This window comes from Agrobacterium vitis (assembly GCF_013337045.2).
GTDB lineage: Bacteria > Pseudomonadota > Alphaproteobacteria > Rhizobiales > Rhizobiaceae > Allorhizobium > Allorhizobium vitis_B.
The window spans coordinates 3,366,743-3,382,268 of record NZ_CP118259.1; the positions used below are offsets into that span (position 1 = coordinate 3,366,743).

At 58.0% G+C, this 15,526-nt stretch carries 16 protein-coding genes and 1 pseudogene; 11 read left to right on the forward strand and 6 right to left on the reverse strand.

Annotated elements, in window-relative coordinates:
• The first annotated feature begins 67 nt into the window (after positions 1-67).
• A protein-coding gene (locus G6L01_RS15965) for an IS5-like element IS869 family transposase (RefSeq protein WP_139190091.1) occupies positions 68-831 on the forward strand; the annotation gives its coding sequence in 2 pieces (ribosomal slippage) (positions 68-383 and positions 383-831; 765 coding nt in all).
• Between the two features lie 7 nt (positions 832-838).
• Here G6L01_RS15965 and G6L01_RS15970 read toward each other — a convergent pair.
• Positions 839-1,309, reverse strand: a pseudogene (locus G6L01_RS15970) (M48 family metalloprotease); the annotation flags it as partial.
• A gap of 109 nt (positions 1,310-1,418) precedes the next feature.
• Here G6L01_RS15970 and G6L01_RS15975 point away from each other — a divergent pair.
• The 6 genes from G6L01_RS15975 to G6L01_RS16000 all read left to right on the forward strand — a co-directional run bounded on the left by G6L01_RS15975 (position 1,419) and on the right by G6L01_RS16000 (position 7,182).
• Entirely contained in the window at positions 1,419-1,649 is a 231-nt protein-coding gene (locus tag G6L01_RS15975) for a DUF1674 domain-containing protein (protein WP_070166264.1), read from the forward strand.
• Between the two features lie 184 nt (positions 1,650-1,833).
• Positions 1,834-2,061 carry a hypothetical protein gene (locus G6L01_RS15980; protein ID WP_070166263.1) on the forward strand — a complete coding sequence of 76 codons (228 nt, stop codon included), beginning with the start codon at positions 1,834-1,836 and terminating at the stop codon, positions 2,059-2,061.
• Between the two features lie 361 nt (positions 2,062-2,422).
• Complete coding sequence (locus tag G6L01_RS15985; protein WP_156584661.1) at positions 2,423-3,820, forward strand: murein hydrolase activator EnvC family protein; 1,398 nt, start codon at positions 2,423-2,425, stop codon at positions 3,818-3,820.
• Positions 3,810-5,144, forward strand: coding sequence for a S41 family peptidase (locus G6L01_RS15990; RefSeq protein WP_070166261.1), 1,335 nt, complete (start codon positions 3,810-3,812; stop codon positions 5,142-5,144). Before G6L01_RS15985 ends, G6L01_RS15990 begins: the two co-directional genes overlap by 11 nt.
• 272 nt (positions 5,145-5,416) lie before the next feature.
• Entirely contained in the window at positions 5,417-6,607 is a 1,191-nt protein-coding gene (locus G6L01_RS15995) for a divergent polysaccharide deacetylase family protein (protein WP_420359875.1), read from the forward strand.
• A 47-nt stretch (positions 6,608-6,654) separates the two neighbouring features.
• The gene (locus G6L01_RS16000; protein ID WP_070166280.1) at positions 6,655-7,182 is read left to right on the forward strand and encodes an RNA pyrophosphohydrolase; all 528 of its coding nucleotides are present in this window, start codon (positions 6,655-6,657) and stop codon (positions 7,180-7,182) included.
• A 6-nt stretch (positions 7,183-7,188) separates the two neighbouring features.
• Here the strand turns inward: G6L01_RS16000 and G6L01_RS16005 are convergent, their stop codons facing one another.
• On the reverse strand, positions 7,189-7,947 hold the full coding sequence (locus G6L01_RS16005; RefSeq protein ID WP_070166279.1) for a ParA family protein: 759 nt from the start codon (positions 7,945-7,947) through the stop codon (positions 7,189-7,191).
• Between the two features lie 279 nt (positions 7,948-8,226).
• Here G6L01_RS16005 and G6L01_RS16010 point away from each other — a divergent pair, with 279 nt between their 5' ends.
• From G6L01_RS16010 to G6L01_RS16025, 4 genes are all read left to right on the forward strand, one after another.
• Positions 8,227-8,553, forward strand: coding sequence for a PadR family transcriptional regulator (locus tag G6L01_RS16010; RefSeq protein ID WP_060718769.1), 327 nt, complete (start codon positions 8,227-8,229; stop codon positions 8,551-8,553).
• Positions 8,550-9,122 (forward strand): DUF1700 domain-containing protein, encoded by a 573-nt coding sequence (locus G6L01_RS16015; RefSeq protein ID WP_070166259.1) that lies wholly within the window; start codon positions 8,550-8,552, stop codon positions 9,120-9,122. Before G6L01_RS16010 ends, G6L01_RS16015 begins: the two co-directional genes overlap by 4 nt.
• 33 nt (positions 9,123-9,155) lie before the next feature.
• Positions 9,156-9,863, forward strand: coding sequence for a GIN domain-containing protein (locus tag G6L01_RS16020; protein WP_070166258.1), 708 nt, complete (start codon positions 9,156-9,158; stop codon positions 9,861-9,863).
• A gap of 454 nt (positions 9,864-10,317) precedes the next feature.
• Positions 10,318-10,821 (forward strand): hypothetical protein, encoded by a 504-nt coding sequence (locus tag G6L01_RS16025; RefSeq protein ID WP_174096413.1) that lies wholly within the window; start codon positions 10,318-10,320, stop codon positions 10,819-10,821.
• Between the two features lie 103 nt (positions 10,822-10,924).
• Here G6L01_RS16025 and G6L01_RS16030 read toward each other — a convergent pair whose 3' ends face one another.
• The 4 genes from G6L01_RS16030 to G6L01_RS16045 are packed head-to-tail and all read right to left on the reverse strand — an operon-like array spanning position 10,925 to position 15,446.
• Positions 10,925-12,019, reverse strand: coding sequence for a protein-glutamate methylesterase/protein-glutamine glutaminase (locus G6L01_RS16030; protein WP_070166256.1), 1,095 nt, complete (start codon positions 12,017-12,019; stop codon positions 10,925-10,927).
• Positions 12,020-12,026: 7 nt separating this feature from the next.
• Positions 12,027-12,908: a CheR family methyltransferase gene (locus G6L01_RS16035; RefSeq protein WP_420359874.1), complete on the reverse strand. Its 882-nt coding sequence runs from the start codon at positions 12,906-12,908 to the stop codon at positions 12,027-12,029.
• Positions 12,905-13,399, reverse strand: coding sequence for a chemotaxis protein CheW (locus tag G6L01_RS16040; protein WP_070166254.1), 495 nt, complete (start codon positions 13,397-13,399; stop codon positions 12,905-12,907). Before G6L01_RS16040 ends, G6L01_RS16035 begins: the two co-directional genes overlap by 4 nt.
• A 1-nt stretch (position 13,400) precedes the next feature.
• The gene (locus G6L01_RS16045) at positions 13,401-15,446 is read right to left on the reverse strand and encodes a HAMP domain-containing methyl-accepting chemotaxis protein (protein ID WP_070166253.1); all 2,046 of its coding nucleotides are present in this window, start codon (positions 15,444-15,446) and stop codon (positions 13,401-13,403) included.
• Positions 15,447-15,526 lie beyond the last annotated feature (80 nt).

Below are 15,526 nucleotides of genomic sequence, written 5' to 3' on the forward strand. Positions count from 1 at the left end.
ACTCATAAACCGGGTTTGCAAATCGGCCTGATTTTGATTCACTGAGGCCTTGATTTGGAGGCCTCTCATGACCCGTCGCCGGTTTGATCTCACCGATTTCGAATGGACTGTCATCCAGCCCTTGTTGCCCAACAAGCCGCGTGGGGTGCCACGTGTTGACGACCGGCGGGTGATCAACGGCATCTTGTGGCGGTTTCGGACAGGTTCACCCTGGGCAGACGTTCCTGATCGATATGGTCCATATACAACCTGCTACAACCGGTTCGTGCGATGGCGAAAGGCGGGTGTCTGGGATCATGTTCTGGGCGAGATTTCCAAGGCTTTCGACGGCGATATCGTTATGATCGACAGCTCCTGTGTCCGTGTTCATCAACATGCGGCCACGGGAAAAAGGGGGATCAACACGATGGCTGCATGGGACGTTCCCGTGGCGGCTTGACCACCAAAATCCACGCCGTTGTCGATGCCGATGGCCGACCGATCCGTCTCGCACTCACAGCCGGTCAAACCCATGATGGTCGCATGGCAGAACCATTGTTACAGACAATCTCCAAGGGTGCGATCCTGCTGGCGGACAAGGCCTACGATACCAACGCGATCAGAGCATTTGCAAAGCAAAGGCAGGCATGGGCCAATATTCCTGCCAAGAGCAATCGGAAGGGAAGCTTCCCTTTCAGCCAATGGGTTTACCGACAGCGCAATCTCGTTGAGCGTTTCTTCAGCAAACTCAAACAGTTCAGAGGCATCGCAACCCGTTACGACAAAGACCCATTGAACTTTCTCGCCGCTGTCAAATTGGCAGCAGCAAGAATTTGGATCAGATCGTTATGAGTCTACGGCCTAGCATCGAAATCGCCCCGGCCAGCGTCGCGGTAATCGTCATGGTCAAGGTGTCGCGGTGCTCGACATGGGCAAGCTCATGGGCCATCACGCCTGCCACTTCTTCCGGCGTCAAGGCCTGCAACAGACCCGTCGAGGCGGCAACGGCAGCGTTTTGCGGATTGCGGCCCGTGGCAAAGGCGTTGGGCTGCGGATTGTCGAAAATATAGACCTTGGGCATCGGCAGACCGGCATTTTGGGTGAGACCACGGACGATCTCATAAAATTCCGGCGCATTGCGCGGATCGACCTCCTGGGCGTGATAGGCTGACAGCACCATCCGGTCGGAATTCCAGTAGGAAAACAGGTTCATCGCACCGGCGATGACCAGCGCGACCATCATCCCGCCCTTACCGCCGATCAGGAAGCCGACGCCCATGAACAGGGCGGTCATGAAAGCCAGAAGCATGGCGGTGCGCATGATATTCATCGGGTGCTCCAAAAGGGTCCGGCAGCGGAGAGGGTTTTCCAGCTCGCTGCGATGTCCTACATATGTAAAGACCATCGATCATTTTCAATTGCTATAGGATGGATGCCGAATGGACGAGCACCAGAACACCCAACAAGATTCCGGCACCGCCAACAGTGCTGGCACCGAAGCCGCACTGAAAACGCTGCCGCCTGCCGCAGCCCGTGCGCTGGCCGAAGCCGAGCAGCGTCGCAAGGCCGAGCAGGCCCAAAAACCGGCGCCGGAAGTCGGTGGACGCGGCGGTGCGGACCCGGCCCGGTTCGGTGATTGGGAAATCAACGGCCGCGCCATCGATTTCTAGTGTCTCTCACGTTCGGATTGAACCAGCCAGACGACAGACCCGACTGGGCAACGAAAGCCCCTGCCCTCCAATGGCCGTTTTCCTCTCGTAATCACGTCTCGGTGAAAGCTTGTTTTACCGTGAAACCTTTTGCCCTGTGCGACGTTCATGCCAGCGGAACTCAGGAAATGTTCAGAGGAACTCCATGAAGAAAATTTTTCTTGCTTCGGTTTTTGCTGTTGCGGCGATGGCCGGCAGTATCATTCCGGCTTACGCGCAATCGGGTATGATGCCTCCACCGGACGAGCGCCGTGACCCGCCGCCGCGCCATATGCAACGCCCACCACCGCCGCCGCCGCATTGCAAGGTTCGCAAAGTGGTGCGCTGGCACCATGGCGAAAAAATCGTCAAGCGGGTACGGGTCTGCCGTTAATGGCATGACGCATGCCAATGCTGTATAATTGCCGCAATCAACAGTGATTGTTCAAGCTGAGGCCCGCACGTGGATAGCACGTGCGGGCCTCAGTTTTATTGAGAAGCCTACACTTTTCTCTGCTGTACTGTTCGCTTCGATGCAAATCGGTTAGATTGGCGTGATCGTCTGGGTTTCGCGACGTCTATCGGGAAAAGCTGAAACGGATTTCCTCGTCCGGATATAAAGCCGGGATAGACCGCAAAGAGCCAGGCAAAGAGACAGAGGCACGATCAAGACAGCGATGATATCCCACTCCTTCGCACGCAGGCGTCTAGCCACTCGAACACTGTCGTGCGGGACAATCGCAGTCCTTTTTGCCATGGCCCTGTCCTCTGCGAAGGCCCAGCAAGTGCCGGCCCCGGATAGTCCAGCCTCGACGCAGCCCCAGACACTCCCGCAAGGCCCCAGCAACATCGCCCCGGCTGCAAGTCCCGAAGCTTCGAGCCAGACGAGCCCTGACGATCCCGCCGGTGCTTTGCGGGCCAAGCGTGAGGACGTTTCGCGTCAATTGCAGGATCTGTCCCAATCCATGCAGCTTTCCTCGGAAAAGTCCGAGGAGCTACGCAAAAGCATTGATGCGCTGGACAAGAGCAGCACCAGCCTGCGCCAGGCGCTGATCGATTCTGCCGCACGCCGCAAGGATCTGGAGCAAAAGATCGCCGATGGCGAAAAGAAGCTGGCGGACTACGGTGTCCGGCAAGACGTCATCCACAAATCCTTCCGGGCGCGCCGCGCCGTGCTGGCCGAGGTGCTGGGCGCTCTGGAGCGCATGGGCCGCAATCCGCCGCCAGCTCTGCTGGTCACGCCGGAAGATGCCTTGGGGGCGGTGCGCACCGCCATTCTGCTTGGCGCTGTCGTGCCTGGGATGCGCAAGGAAACCGAAAAGCTTGCCGATGACTTGCAGGAACTGACCAACCTGCGCAAGGCCAGCATCGATGAGCGCGAAAAAACGGTTGCCAGCCTGAAAAGCCGCCAGGAAGAAGAAGCCCGCATGGATATGCTTCTGGGGGAAAACGCCCGGCTGAGCCAGCAAAACAACGCCCAACTGCAAGAAGAACTGGCGCGCTCACAGGAGCTTGCGCAGAAATCCTCATCGCTCCAGGGCCTGATCGGCAGCCTGGAAAACGAAATCGCCTCTGTGCGCCAAGCCACCGACCAGGCAAAGCTGGAAGAGGAAAAGCGCCGCCAGATGACCGATGCGCAACGGGATCAGGCGCGCCTTGAGGCCCAGACTACGCCGCCCGATAAAAACCGCATTGCCCCGGCATTTTCCTTTGAAGAGTTGAAGGCGAAGCTGGAACTTCCGGCTGTTGGCGATGTATTGCGGCAATTCGGCGATCCCGACGGCACCGGTCACGAGGCCAAGGGGATTGTTCTTGCCACAGCGCCCGCAGCCGTGGTGATTGCGCCCGCCGACGGCACGGTGGTGTATGCGGGACAGTTCCGCAGTTACGGGAAAATGGCCATCCTCAACACAGGCAACGGATATCACATAGTTTTGTCCGGCATGGACCGTGTCAACGTGCATGCCGGACAATTCGTGCTGTCCGGCGAGCCGATTGGTGCTATGGGTGAAAAGAGAGTCGTCAGCGCAGCTGCTTTCGCGCTGGAAACAGATCGCCCAACCCTTTACATAGAATTCAGAAAAGACGGTAACTCGGTTGATTCCCGACCATGGTGGGCGAAGGACGCCGGAAAGGTTCGCAATGATACGTAGGGCTTCTATAATGCTGGTTGGCGCGCTGATGGGCGCGACGGCGATGAGCGTTGTTTATTCGGCTGGCGTTCCTGCCGAGGCGGCAGGCAATTCCACTTACAAGGAACTGGCGATTTTTGGAGACGTGTTCGAGCGTGTCCGCGCTCAGTATGTCACGCCTCCCGACGAGAAAAAGCTGGTCGAAGCCGCCATCAATGGCATGTTGAGCTCTCTCGATCCCCATTCCAGCTACATGAACGCCCAGGAAGCGGCGGATATGCAGACCCAGACCAAGGGTGAATTCGGTGGCATCGGCATCGAAGTGACGATGGAAAACGACCTGGTCAAGGTCATTACACCCATCGACGACACACCCGGCGCCAAGGCCGGCATTCTGGCGGGCGACATGATCTCCGAGATCAATGGCACCCCCGTGCGCGGCATGCAGCTCAATGACGCCGTTGAAAAGATGCGTGGCGCGGTCAATACCCCGATCAAGCTGACCATTTTGCGCAAGGGCGCCGACAAGCCGATCGAGCTCAGCGTCATGCGCGAAATCATCCCAATCCGCGCCGTCAAGTCTCGCGTCGATGGCGATGTGGGCTATGTCAGGGTGATCTCGTTTACCGAAAAGACCTATGACGATCTGGAAGCCGCGATCAACAAGATCAAGAAGGAAGTCCCGGCCGATAAGCTGAAGGGCTTTGTTCTCGACCTGCGCCTCAATCCGGGCGGTCTGCTCGATCAGGCGATTTACGTCTCCGACGCCTTCCTGCAGAAGGGCGAAATCGTCTCCACCCGCTCACGCGATCCGGAAGACACCCGCCGCTTTAATGCCACCGCTGGCGATCTGACCGATGGCAAGCCGTTGATCGTGCTGGTCAATGGTGGTTCGGCCTCGGCATCTGAAATTGTCGCTGGCGCGCTTCAGGACCTGAAGCGGGCAACCGTGGTCGGCACCCGCAGCTTCGGCAAGGGTTCCGTGCAGACCATCATCCCGATGGGCGACAAGGGCGCGCTGCGCTTGACGACGGCGCTCTATTACACGCCATCCGGCAAGTCGATCCAGGGGACTGGCATCCATCCTGATATCAAGGTGGAAGAGCCGCTGCCCGCCGATCTGCAAGGCAAGCTGCGCACCGAAGGCGAATCCTCGCTGCCGGGCCATATCCAGGGCCAGAGCGAGACGGAAGAAGGCTCCGGCTCGGTTGCCTATGTGCCGCCGGACCCGAAGGATGACGTGCAGCTCAACTACGCACTCGACCTGCTGCGCGGCGCCAAGACAGACCCGTCCTTCCCGCCGGACCCAAGCAAGGCCGTGCTGGAAAGCGCCAAGAAGAAGTAAGGATAAGATTGTAGGTCCTCGAAATGCCGGCCTTGGGGCCGGCATTTTTCGTTTACAGCGCCCTTCCCGTTGCACGCAGGCAAAGCTTGAACCGCATGAGATGGAAAGGCATGGTCATCGAAATGGCGAAGTGATTCGCGGCATGGAACGGACAGTCCAATCCAAAGATCGAAGGGCCAATGCATCAAAGGCCAACGCTCTAGAGCATTAACGCATTTCCGGACGCAAAACCGCTACGCACTTTTGCTGGAAATGCTCCGAAGGACATGACATTGAGCGCTGATCTGCACGCAGCTTTGGGCCAGAACCGCAAGAAGCGCCGCACGGGCGGTCCGAAAATGTCTCTCTTCGCGGCGCTGACAACAGCAAGCTCGGTCGCTCTTCTCGGCCTGTCCGTTTACACAACACTCACGCCGCTTCCGCTGCACAATCCGGTACCGCTCACCACGACCCAGCCGGTTGCGGCTGCCGTCCCTGCCGAGGAGCCAGCCACGAAAGCCCCCGGCCCGTCCCGCAGCATGGAAGCCCGTGCACCGACCTCTGGCGCTACAGTCGAGCGCTCGACCCTGCCGGACGGTTCGGTTGTCACCAAATATTCACCCGCCAGCCGCGACGGCTCCGGCCCGGCCCTGGTCGCCACCCCGCATGTGGGCCAGGACGTCCGCGTCGCAGCAATGCCCAATCCAGACCTGCTGGAAAACAGTCCAGAGGGGCAAATCCCGGTCACGGGCCGCGACGGGTTGCGACCCGTCGAGCAATATGCGCGGCCCTGGTCAGGCGCGCATGGAACACGGGTGGCCATCGTCGTCAGCGGCCTCGGCCTCAGCCAGACCGGCACCCAAAGAGCAATCAAGCACCTGCCGGAACAAGTGACACTTGGTTTTGCCGCCAGCGGCAACAGCCTGTCGCGCTGGATGCAGGAGGCACGGCGCGGTGGTCATGAGATCCTGTTGCAGGTGCCGCTGGAGCCGGTTGGTTACCCGGCAAACGACCCAGGCCGAGGCACGTTGCAGGTTGGGCGGCCCACCACTGAAAACCTGCGAGACCTGCATAAGGCCATGGCCAGCATGACCAATTATACCGGATTGATGAATTACATGGGCGGGCGCTTCCTGTCCGACAGCGGCGCGATGGACCCTGTCATGCGCGATATTGCGGCACGTGGCCTGCTGTTTCTCGATGACGGCTCCTCGGCAAGATCCCTGACAGCCACCTTTGCCAAGGCGATGAACATGCCGTTTTCCGTTGCCGATCTGCAATTGGACGACCAGATACAGGAACAGGCCATCCTGAAACGGCTGGACGAGCTGGAGCGGATTGCCCGGCGCAATGGCTCTGCCATCGGCGTTGCCTCGGCGTTTGATGAAAGCGTCAATGCCATTGCCAAATGGGCGGAAGGCGCCAAGGCACGCGGCATCGAAATCGTCGGCGTTTCTGCCCTTGCCATGGAAGCGCAACAGTGATTTTTACAGGCGGCCCGATGCCCGATGACCGCTCCAGTGAGGACACCATGACCCAGACCACCGTCAAAGCCGAGGATCTGCCCTATCGCCCGTGCGTCGGCATCATGGTGCTGAATGCGCAGGGTCTGGTCTGGGCCGGTCGCCGCATTCCGCTGCTCAATTCCGAATACGATGGCTCGCCGCAGCTCTGGCAGATGCCGCAGGGCGGGATCGATCCGGGTGAAGACCCGAAAGAGGCAGCCTATCGCGAGCTTTACGAAGAAACCGGCATGAAAACCGTGACCCTGTTGGCCGAAGCGCCGAACTGGATCAATTACGACCTGCCGCCAGCCCTTATTGGCATCGGTCTTCGCGGCAAGTTTCGCGGCCAGACACAACGCTGGTTTGCCTTTCGCTTCGACGGCGACGAAAGCGAAATCCAGATCAATCCGCCGCCGACCAGCCAGCATGCCGAATTCGATGAATGGCAGTGGAAGCCAATGGCAGAACTGCCGGACCTGATCGTGTCGTTCAAACGCGGCGTCTACGAACAGGTGGTCGCCGCCTTCCGGCATCTGTCCCCTGCCAATGCCTGACGTTTATCAGTAGGCAGCACGCAACAACGGCATTTCCATAAAGCCGCGATTGCCGTTATCGGCCCGGCTATTCGTCAGGTTATCGGCAACCGGCATGCGGATGGCAGGCACCAGCATTTCTACCTCGTCGCAATAGCGCTCGGCATTGGCGATAGCCTTATCCAGATTGCTGACCCGCTCCGGGTCGAGGCGGTGCAGGCTGGTGCGATATTCAAACATATCGCGATAGGCGGCGCGCTCGATGATCGGCGTCGCCAGAACCCGCACCGAGCGTTCGGCCAGAAGCAGTTTGACGGCACGAAGCGCGCGGGTGGTGACCAGCGAATTAACCCGTGACAGAACGACGGAATGAGGAATGCGGATATTGCCCTTGCTGTAGAGATATTGCAGCAGTTCGATCACCTGCGCGCCGCCCTGGGCATCCATGGCACTGCCCTGGATGGGGATCAGCACATGATCGGAAAGGCCAAGCGCCGTCGCCAGCAAGGGTGATTGCGCACCGGGCAGATCGACGATCACATAATCGGAGCTGCCACGATAAGCCTCAATGGTGCGGGCCAAGGCATTGACGGAGATATAGGTGGCGACACGCAGGTTGCTGGCATAACCGTCCGCGCCCTCGAACCAGCGGGAAATCCAGCGCTGCGGATCGGTGTCGATTACCGAAACTGTGTAGCCCCGGCGCACCAGTTCCGTCGCAAGCAACAGAACCGCCGTGGTCTTTCCGGCACCGCCCTTGGTATTGGCGAAGGTAATGATGGGCATGAAGCAACCTCGGTCAGCCATAACGGAGCCATGCATCGCTCTCCAAGGCCCAAACATATCGGGCAACCCATTCACATCGGGCAGATCCATAGTGACGCGACATGGTTAACCGGAGGTTATCTGTTGGACAAAATACGACAATTCCCCTGGGCTTTCCAGGTTCGTTCACAACCACAAGCCCGACACCCCTCAATCACTCGTCTCCTTCCAAAAAACTCAAACCACTACCTTGCATAAACAGATAGCTTGTTATATTCAAAATACAAAGCTGAGGTACCCATGACTGACTCGATCCAGGTTCAATTGCGGAAAGGTGCCCTCGACCTCTGCGTCCTGGCCGTGCTTTCTCACGGCGAAAGCTATGGCTACGAAATCGCCAGTACATTGGTCAGCGCCGTCGGCATGGGAGAAGGCACGATCTATCCGCTGATGCGTCGAATGCAGAATGACGGATTGGTGGCCACCCGCATTGTTGAGTCCAGCAATGGGCCACCGCGCAAATATTATCGGCTCACGGAACAGGGCCGAACAATTTTCGAAGCTCATCGCCGCGACTGGCGCTCCTTTGCAAGCGCCGTCGATAAACTTCTTGAGGATTTGCCATGACCAAGGATGCCTTCTTACGCATGCTGAGACTGGGGCTGGCCGGTTTGCCTGCTCAAGAAGTGGACGACATCGTCGCCGATTATCAGGCTCACTTTGCTGAATCAGCCGCCTCCGGTCGCAGTGAACAGGAGGTTGCGGCGGCCTTGGGCAATCCGGCCAGAATTGCCAGAGAACTCAGAGCCGAAATGGGGCTGCGCCGTTTCGAATCCCATTGGAGCCTGTCGAACATGCTGGCGGCGATGATGGCGCTGGCGGGGCTCGCCATCGTTGACATCCTGTTTTTACTGCCGCTGCTTACCGTGACGTTCTTTATCGTGTTCGGCCTTGGCGTTGCACTCACGGCCATCGGAGCGGCGGGCGTGAAAATCATCATTACCACGATGCTGTTTCCCCTTGATGGACCAACAACAGAAACACTGTCGCAACTGCTGATCGGCGCGGGCCTTGTCAGCGGGTTCCTGGGCGGTGGCGCATTGTTGTTGATGGGGCTGGGCACCGGTATCCGCATACTCGGCCACTATGCACGGCTGCATTTTCGCCTGGCTCAATTAAGCCCGGATCACGCTTGAGCTTTCCCTGACACCTCATTGAAGGAACGGACAATGACGAGAAAATTGGCATTCGTTGCAACGACGGGACTGATTGGTGCAGTCGTTTTTCTAACATTGGGTATCGGAATTTCAGGCGAAAATTGGGGTGGAGCCCGGCAATTGTGGGCAACGACATCCTCCACCTGCGGATCGGGCCAATCCACCCGCCAGCAGGTCACCCTGCCCTTTACCGCCAGCGACAGCCTGATCATCGATTTGCCGGCTTCGGTCCGCTATCAGCCCGGTGATAAGGCGGAAGTCATCGTCAGGGGTGATCCTGCCCTGGTCGAACATGTGCGAATGGATGGCCATCGGCTGAGCCTGGATTGCCATCTGGGCTGGTCGCAATCAAAACTCGATATCAGCGTGTCGGGACCTGCGATAACAGACTGGAAACTGCTTGGAAGCGGCGACCTCTCCCTATCCCACATCAACCAACCTCAATTGCGATTGAGCATAAAGGGGAGCGGCAGCGTTTCCGCCACAGGAGCCGCCGAGACGGTCGATGTAGACATTTCAGGGTCGGGTGCCGCCCAGCTCAAGAGGCTGACGGCTCAGTCCGCACGGATCGTGATCCTTGGCAGCGGGAACGCAGATATGACCGCGCTGAAAGATGCGGATGTGTCGATTTCCGGGAGCGGCAATGTTGATCTCGCCGGTCACCCGACATTGCGGCGTTCGAAAATCAATGGCAGCGGTCGCATTGTACAAGTTCCTTAACCTCGACGAGCCCTTTAAACCCGACTGAATTGTTTTACGTCCGCCCCCCAAAATTCCCTGTTCCCCTCCCGTCAACAATACCCTATGGTTGCATCAGGATTGGTCGGAACGGGGCCAGTCCCGGAGCCTAGAAAACTCCTCTACAAACGGCCGGTGTCGGCCGTTAAATGACACCCCTCAGCCATAGGTTTGTGGCTGAGGCGGTGGGCCATGTTTATATGGTCCGCTCCCACCATTCTTTATGGTCGGGGAGGCCTCGACGCATGTCCAGAGCTTCGGCTTAAAGGTCGGGGCGGTCGTTTTGTAGCGATTTTTCTAGCTCCCCGGCCACCAGAGGCTCACGCCTCCGGTGGTCGATCGGTTTCCAGGTGCGGGAGGATGGACAATGACCGATTACAATCTCTGGGCTGATCTTTTCGATACATGGCAATCCTCATCCAATTGGATCAAGGCTTTGCTGATTATCACTCCGCCTGCATTCGGATTGGGCGTGTTAGGGCTGTTGCTGCGCCACCGGGCGCAGTTGCAAACAGAGCCACCATTGTCGGGCCATTATCAGTGGATGAAGGAGCAGCCGACTGGAGACATCATCGCCGCTGAAACAGTCGACATGCTTCTGCTGAATTCGCTGATGGATTTGCAAGCCCGGCTGGAGGAGGCAAAGCAAGCACTCCAGCACCCGGATCTGAAGCATTTCCAGGACAAGTGCGAAGCGATTTTGCGTTCGGAAATGCCTGAAAACAAAGAGATGGAGAATTTTGGCGGCCCAATGAATAGCGGACAGGCTCTCATCCCCTCGTCGCCTCCCACAGACAGAGAGAATGAAGAGATCCGCAACCAAATTCACCAGATCATTGTCGAAAAATACCGCAACAACCGCCCCCCGGAAGAAGCGCTGCTTCGTGTGCGGCAGGCTTTCCTGGATCAGGATACCGAGCGGAACATCCCGGCACCGTGAGCTGTGGCATCGCGCAGAAAAACCGAACAAGTCCGACGTCTATAGCTTTCTGTTTTCGTTTGTGTTTTCCGGAAACCAGTCGCCAATTTTCCTAAGACCAACTCTAGCGCCTGCGGTCCTCCGCCAGAATTTCCGGGGCAATCTGGTGGAGCGGCACGGTCCTGTCGACGCCGCCATGGGCGATGGCTTCCTTGGGCATGCCGAAGACAATGCAGGTTGCCTCGTCCTGCGCGACGGTAAAGGCTCCGGCCTGATGCATTTCCAGCATGCCCCGCGCGCCGTCATCTCCCATGCCGGTCATGATCACCCCCATGGCATTGGCGCCTGCCGCGCGGGCCGCCGAGCGAAACAGCACATCCACGGACGGACGATGGCGCGACACCAGCGGGCCTGATTTGACCGACACATGATACCGCGCCCCTTGGCGCTCCAGCATCATATGGCGGTCGCCAGGTGCAATCAGCACATGGCCGCGCAGCACCGGATCGCCGTTTTCGGCTTCCTTGATTTCCATTTCGCACAGGCCGTTCAAGCGCTTGGCAAAAGCCGCCGTGAACTTTTCCGGCATATGCTGCACAATGACGATGCCTGGGGCGTTGGCGGGCATTTTTTCCAGGAATTCCCGAAGCGCCTCGGTGCCGCCGGTCGACGCGCCCACACAAACCACCATTTCGGTGGTCTTGGCCATGGCGCGACCTGTCGGTGGTGGCAGCATGGCATCCGCGGTCAATTTCTTAGCCGGCTCACCGCTGGCGGAAGCACGATCCATCAGACTGGATTTTCGCGTACCGAGCCGCGCCTGGGCCGCACTTTTCACCACCTGGCAAATCCGTTCGGCCTGCTCAGCCAAGTGATCCGCAGCAGCAATCTTCGGCTTGAGAATGATATCGACCGCGCCCGCTTCCATGGCCTGCATCAGGGTTTCGCTGCCCGCCTCCGTCAGCGAGGAGCACATCACCACAGGAATGGGGCGCTGCGACATCAGCTTGCGCAGAAAGGTGATGCCATCCATGCGCGGCATTTCCACGTCCAGCGTGATCACATCCGGAATTTCCTCGGCAATGCGCCGGGCGGCGACGAAGGGGTCGGAAGCGGCTCCAATCACCTCAATGTCCGGATCGGATTCCAGGACATTTGTCAGGATTTGCCGGACACTGGCTGAATCGTCGACAATAAGGACGCGAATTTTCTTCGGCATCTGACAATCATACCTTTCTGAACACCGTATTGGCCAATTGCTTGAGCGGAAGATCCAGCCCCGTAATTGATTCGGAATGGCCTATGAACATATAGCCACCTTTGCCAAGGCAATTGCACAGGCGCTGCAGCACGTTGAACTGCGTCTTTTTATCAAAATAGATCAGTACGTTACGGCAGAAGATAATATCCATCGGCTCCCCCACCTGATAGCTGTCGTCCATCAGGTTGAGCCGGGCAAAGCCGACATGGGTGCGAAGTGCAGGCGCGATCCGGACCTCGTTACGCTGCTTATCACGCGCATGCATCACATAGCGCGCCGCCATGGTACGCGGCACCGGCTCCAGCATTTCGGCAGGGTAGACACCCCGGCGGGCCTTCTGCAGCACGTCGGTCGACAGATCTGTTGCCAGGATATGATAGTCCATCCCGCTGCGGCGTTCCAAATATTCCGCCATCACCATGGCAATCGTATAGGGCTCCGCACCGATCGAACAGGCCGAACTCCAGATGCGAACTCGACGCACGCCCCTGGCCTCCAGATCCGGCAAGGCCTTTTGCGTCAAATAGTCAAAATGGTTGGGCTCGCGGAAAAAGTCCGTCTTGTTGGTGGTCACCGCGTCGATCAGATGGACGGATTCGGTCGCAAGGCCGTCCTCTTCGAAAATATAATGGCAATAGCTGTCGAAATCCGTAAAGCCAGTGGCGCGCAAACGCCTGCGCAACCGGCCTTCCAGCATCGTCGTCTTGGTCTCCGGCATCTTGATGCCACTATATTCAAAAATGTAGTTCGACAGACGCCTGAAATTTTTCGGGCTGATTCTGTGGTCTCCAACAACTGCTTCTGCCAATGCATTCACGCTGGCGGCCTCCCTGTAATGGTTTTTCACGCGACGGCAAAAGCCGGTGCAGAAGAAGAGGCAAGGGCGGTTTCATCGCCCGAAAACAACCGCGCCAGATCAATGATCACCACAAAGCCCGCCTCACGCCGCACCACGCCCTGGATATAATCCGAGCGCCAGCGGATTCCGATATCGGGCGCCTGCTCGATATCGGCATGCCGGAAGGGAATGACCTCGAAGACCTTGTCGGCCACCACCCCGACCGCAAGACTGCGGTCGGAAAGTGGCACATCCATCACGAGAATCCGGGTATGCGGCGTCTTCACCGTGCGCGACATGCCGAGCCGCAGACGAAGATCGATGACCGGCACGCCCTGGCCCCGGACATCCCGCAGGCCGAGAAGATAGTCCGGTCCATGCGGGATCTTGAACGGTTCCTCGTGGTCGAGAATTTCCCGGACCACGGTAACGGGCACGGCAAACACCTCTTCACCAAGGCTGAAGGTGACAAACTGCGATTCTGACGATTGTCCACTCATGTTACGCGCTTTCCTGAAAGAGGCGATCCTCATCATCCGGCCCGCCCATGGAGAGGTCGAGGGCATAGCCCTTGGCTCTCGCCTGCTGGGCGGCAACCGTTTGAGACGAAGCGGGGTTGCGGGGTTTAGCCAAGGCTGAGGTCTGAGCCGATGCAACGCGCGTGGCACTGACCTTGGCCTGAGATGCTGGTTTTTTTACTCCAATGCCATCAATCTTGAAGAAGGCGATGGAAGCCTGGAGTTCCTCGGCCTGAGCAGCCAGTTCTTCCGAGGTTGCCGACATTTCTTCCGAGGCACCCGCATTCTGCTGCGTCACCTTGTCGAGCTGCTGGATCGCCTCGTTGATCTGGCTGGCGCCGATATCCTGCTCACGGCACGCCGCCGAGATTTCGGAAATCAGGTCCGCCGTCTTGCGGATGTCAGGAACCAACCGGCCGAGCATTTCACCGGCTTCCGTTGCCACCTGTACCGTCTGGCCCGACAGCGTGCTGATTTCAGCCGCAGCCGCCTGGCTGCGTTCGGCAAGCTTGCGCACTTCAGAGGCAACCACGGCAAAGCCCTTGCCATGTTCACCGGCACGGGCGGCTTCAACTGCCGCATTCAAGGCCAAAAGGTCGGTCTGACGAGCGATTTCCTGAACGATGGAGATCTTTTCGGCAATCGTGCGCATCGCACCAACGGCCCGGTTTACCGCTTCGCCTGAGGCCTCCGCATCCTTGGAGGACTGGCGGGCGATCTTTTCGGTCTGGGCGGCATTGTCAGCGTTCTGCTTGATATTGGCTGCCATCTCTTCCATGGAAGCGGAGGCTTCTTCAGCAGACGACGCCTGTTCCGTCGCGCCCTGGCTGACCTGCTCGGAGGCAGACGACAGCTGCTGGCTACCCGAAGACACATTGTCGGACGCAGACAGCGCATCGCCAACCACGCCGCGAAGACGCTCCACCATGCTTTCAAGGGCCGTGCCAAGAGTATCATTGCTCGACAATGGCTTTGGTTTGACAGTCAGATCGCCATTGGCAATCAGGTCGGCGATTTGAGAAGTATTGCGCAGATTTGTTGTCATGCGCTGCATGGCGATACCCAGGGTATCCTTGTCTGACAATGGCTTGACATCGCCCGAAAGGTCGCCGGAAGCGATCATATCCGCAACGTCAGCTGTCGTCCTCAAGTTGGTGACCATGCTCTGCATGGACAGACCCAGCACATCCTTATCCGACAAGGGTTTGACAGCGATCGACAAGTCGCCTGCCGCTATGCGGTCAGCCACCGCAGCCGTGTCGCGCAGATTGCTTGTCATGACATTGATCGTGTCGACAAGATCCTTGATTTCATCTTTGGTTTTAATTTCAATCGTCTGGTTAAGGTCACCGATGGCAACACCATTGACCACGGTTGCGATCTTACGCAGACCCGAGCTGATACCAAATGCGATCCAGACGGCTGCCAGGATGGCGATCAGCGTCGCACCGCCTGCGACGGAAAGCAGCATAAACCTAGTGTTGCCGTAGAGAACATCTGTATCTGAATCGGCTTTGGCCATGCCCTGCTGTTGGATGTCAACGAGCTTCGTGATCGCTTCGGCCATCTTAGCGGAGAGGTTGCGCAATTCACCGTTCGAAAGCGTAATCGCCTCGTCCAACTTTCCAGCCGCCTGAAGAGCAGGTAAGCGTGTTGCCGCCTCTTTAAAGTCTGTGGCATTATTGACCACGGCTTCCCAATAAGGTTTGCCCTGTGGGCTGGCAATCACCAAACCCGCCTGCGCCACGTCGATCATATTTTTGATATTGGAATCGGACGACTGATAATAGGATCTGGCACCTGCATCATCTTTCGACAGCAGGGCATTTTTCTGAGCACGAATGGCCTCAGACATTTTTCCAGATGCCGTCAGAGCAAATTCCAGCCGTTTCGCTGGCCCCGCGATCACGTCAGACGAGGCCTGATTGAGCGTAGCCAGACTGGAAATACCATAGAAGGCCATGGCAACCAGCATGGCGATCATCAGCCCGAAAGCCAGAGCAAGTTTGAATTTTATAGTAAAGCGCATCGACACATTCCCCGCAAAAGAAACAATTCAAAACAACCCTGACCTGACCGACTTCATTCATCATTAGGGCTCGATAAGGC

Excerpts from the sequence above, each read along its gene's own strand:
- G6L01_RS16010 (WP_060718769.1), top strand. The coding sequence starts at position 8,227 with ATGACTGACTCGATCCAGGTTCAATTGCGGAAAGGTGCCCTCGACCTC.
- G6L01_RS16015 (WP_070166259.1), top strand. The coding sequence starts at position 8,550 with ATGACCAAGGATGCCTTCTTACGCATGCTGAGACTGGGGCTGGCCGGT.
- G6L01_RS16005 (WP_070166279.1), bottom strand. The coding sequence starts at position 7,947 with ATGCCCATCATTACCTTCGCCAATACCAAGGGCGGTGCCGGAAAGACC.
- G6L01_RS16045 (WP_070166253.1), bottom strand. The coding sequence starts at position 15,446 with ATGCGCTTTACTATAAAATTCAAACTTGCTCTGGCTTTCGGGCTGATG.
- G6L01_RS15990 (WP_070166261.1), top strand. The coding sequence starts at position 3,810 with ATGATACGTAGGGCTTCTATAATGCTGGTTGGCGCGCTGATGGGCGCG.
- G6L01_RS16030 (WP_070166256.1), bottom strand. The coding sequence starts at position 12,019 with ATGCCGAAGAAAATTCGCGTCCTTATTGTCGACGATTCAGCCAGTGTC.
- G6L01_RS16040 (WP_070166254.1), bottom strand. The coding sequence starts at position 13,399 with ATGAGTGGACAATCGTCAGAATCGCAGTTTGTCACCTTCAGCCTTGGT.
- G6L01_RS16000 (WP_070166280.1), top strand. The coding sequence starts at position 6,655 with ATGACCCAGACCACCGTCAAAGCCGAGGATCTGCCCTATCGCCCGTGC.
- G6L01_RS16020 (WP_070166258.1), top strand. The coding sequence starts at position 9,156 with ATGACGAGAAAATTGGCATTCGTTGCAACGACGGGACTGATTGGTGCA.
- G6L01_RS15975 (WP_070166264.1), top strand. The coding sequence starts at position 1,419 with ATGGACGAGCACCAGAACACCCAACAAGATTCCGGCACCGCCAACAGT.
- G6L01_RS15985 (WP_156584661.1), top strand. The coding sequence starts at position 2,423 with ATGGCCCTGTCCTCTGCGAAGGCCCAGCAAGTGCCGGCCCCGGATAGT.
- G6L01_RS15980 (WP_070166263.1), top strand. The coding sequence starts at position 1,834 with ATGAAGAAAATTTTTCTTGCTTCGGTTTTTGCTGTTGCGGCGATGGCC.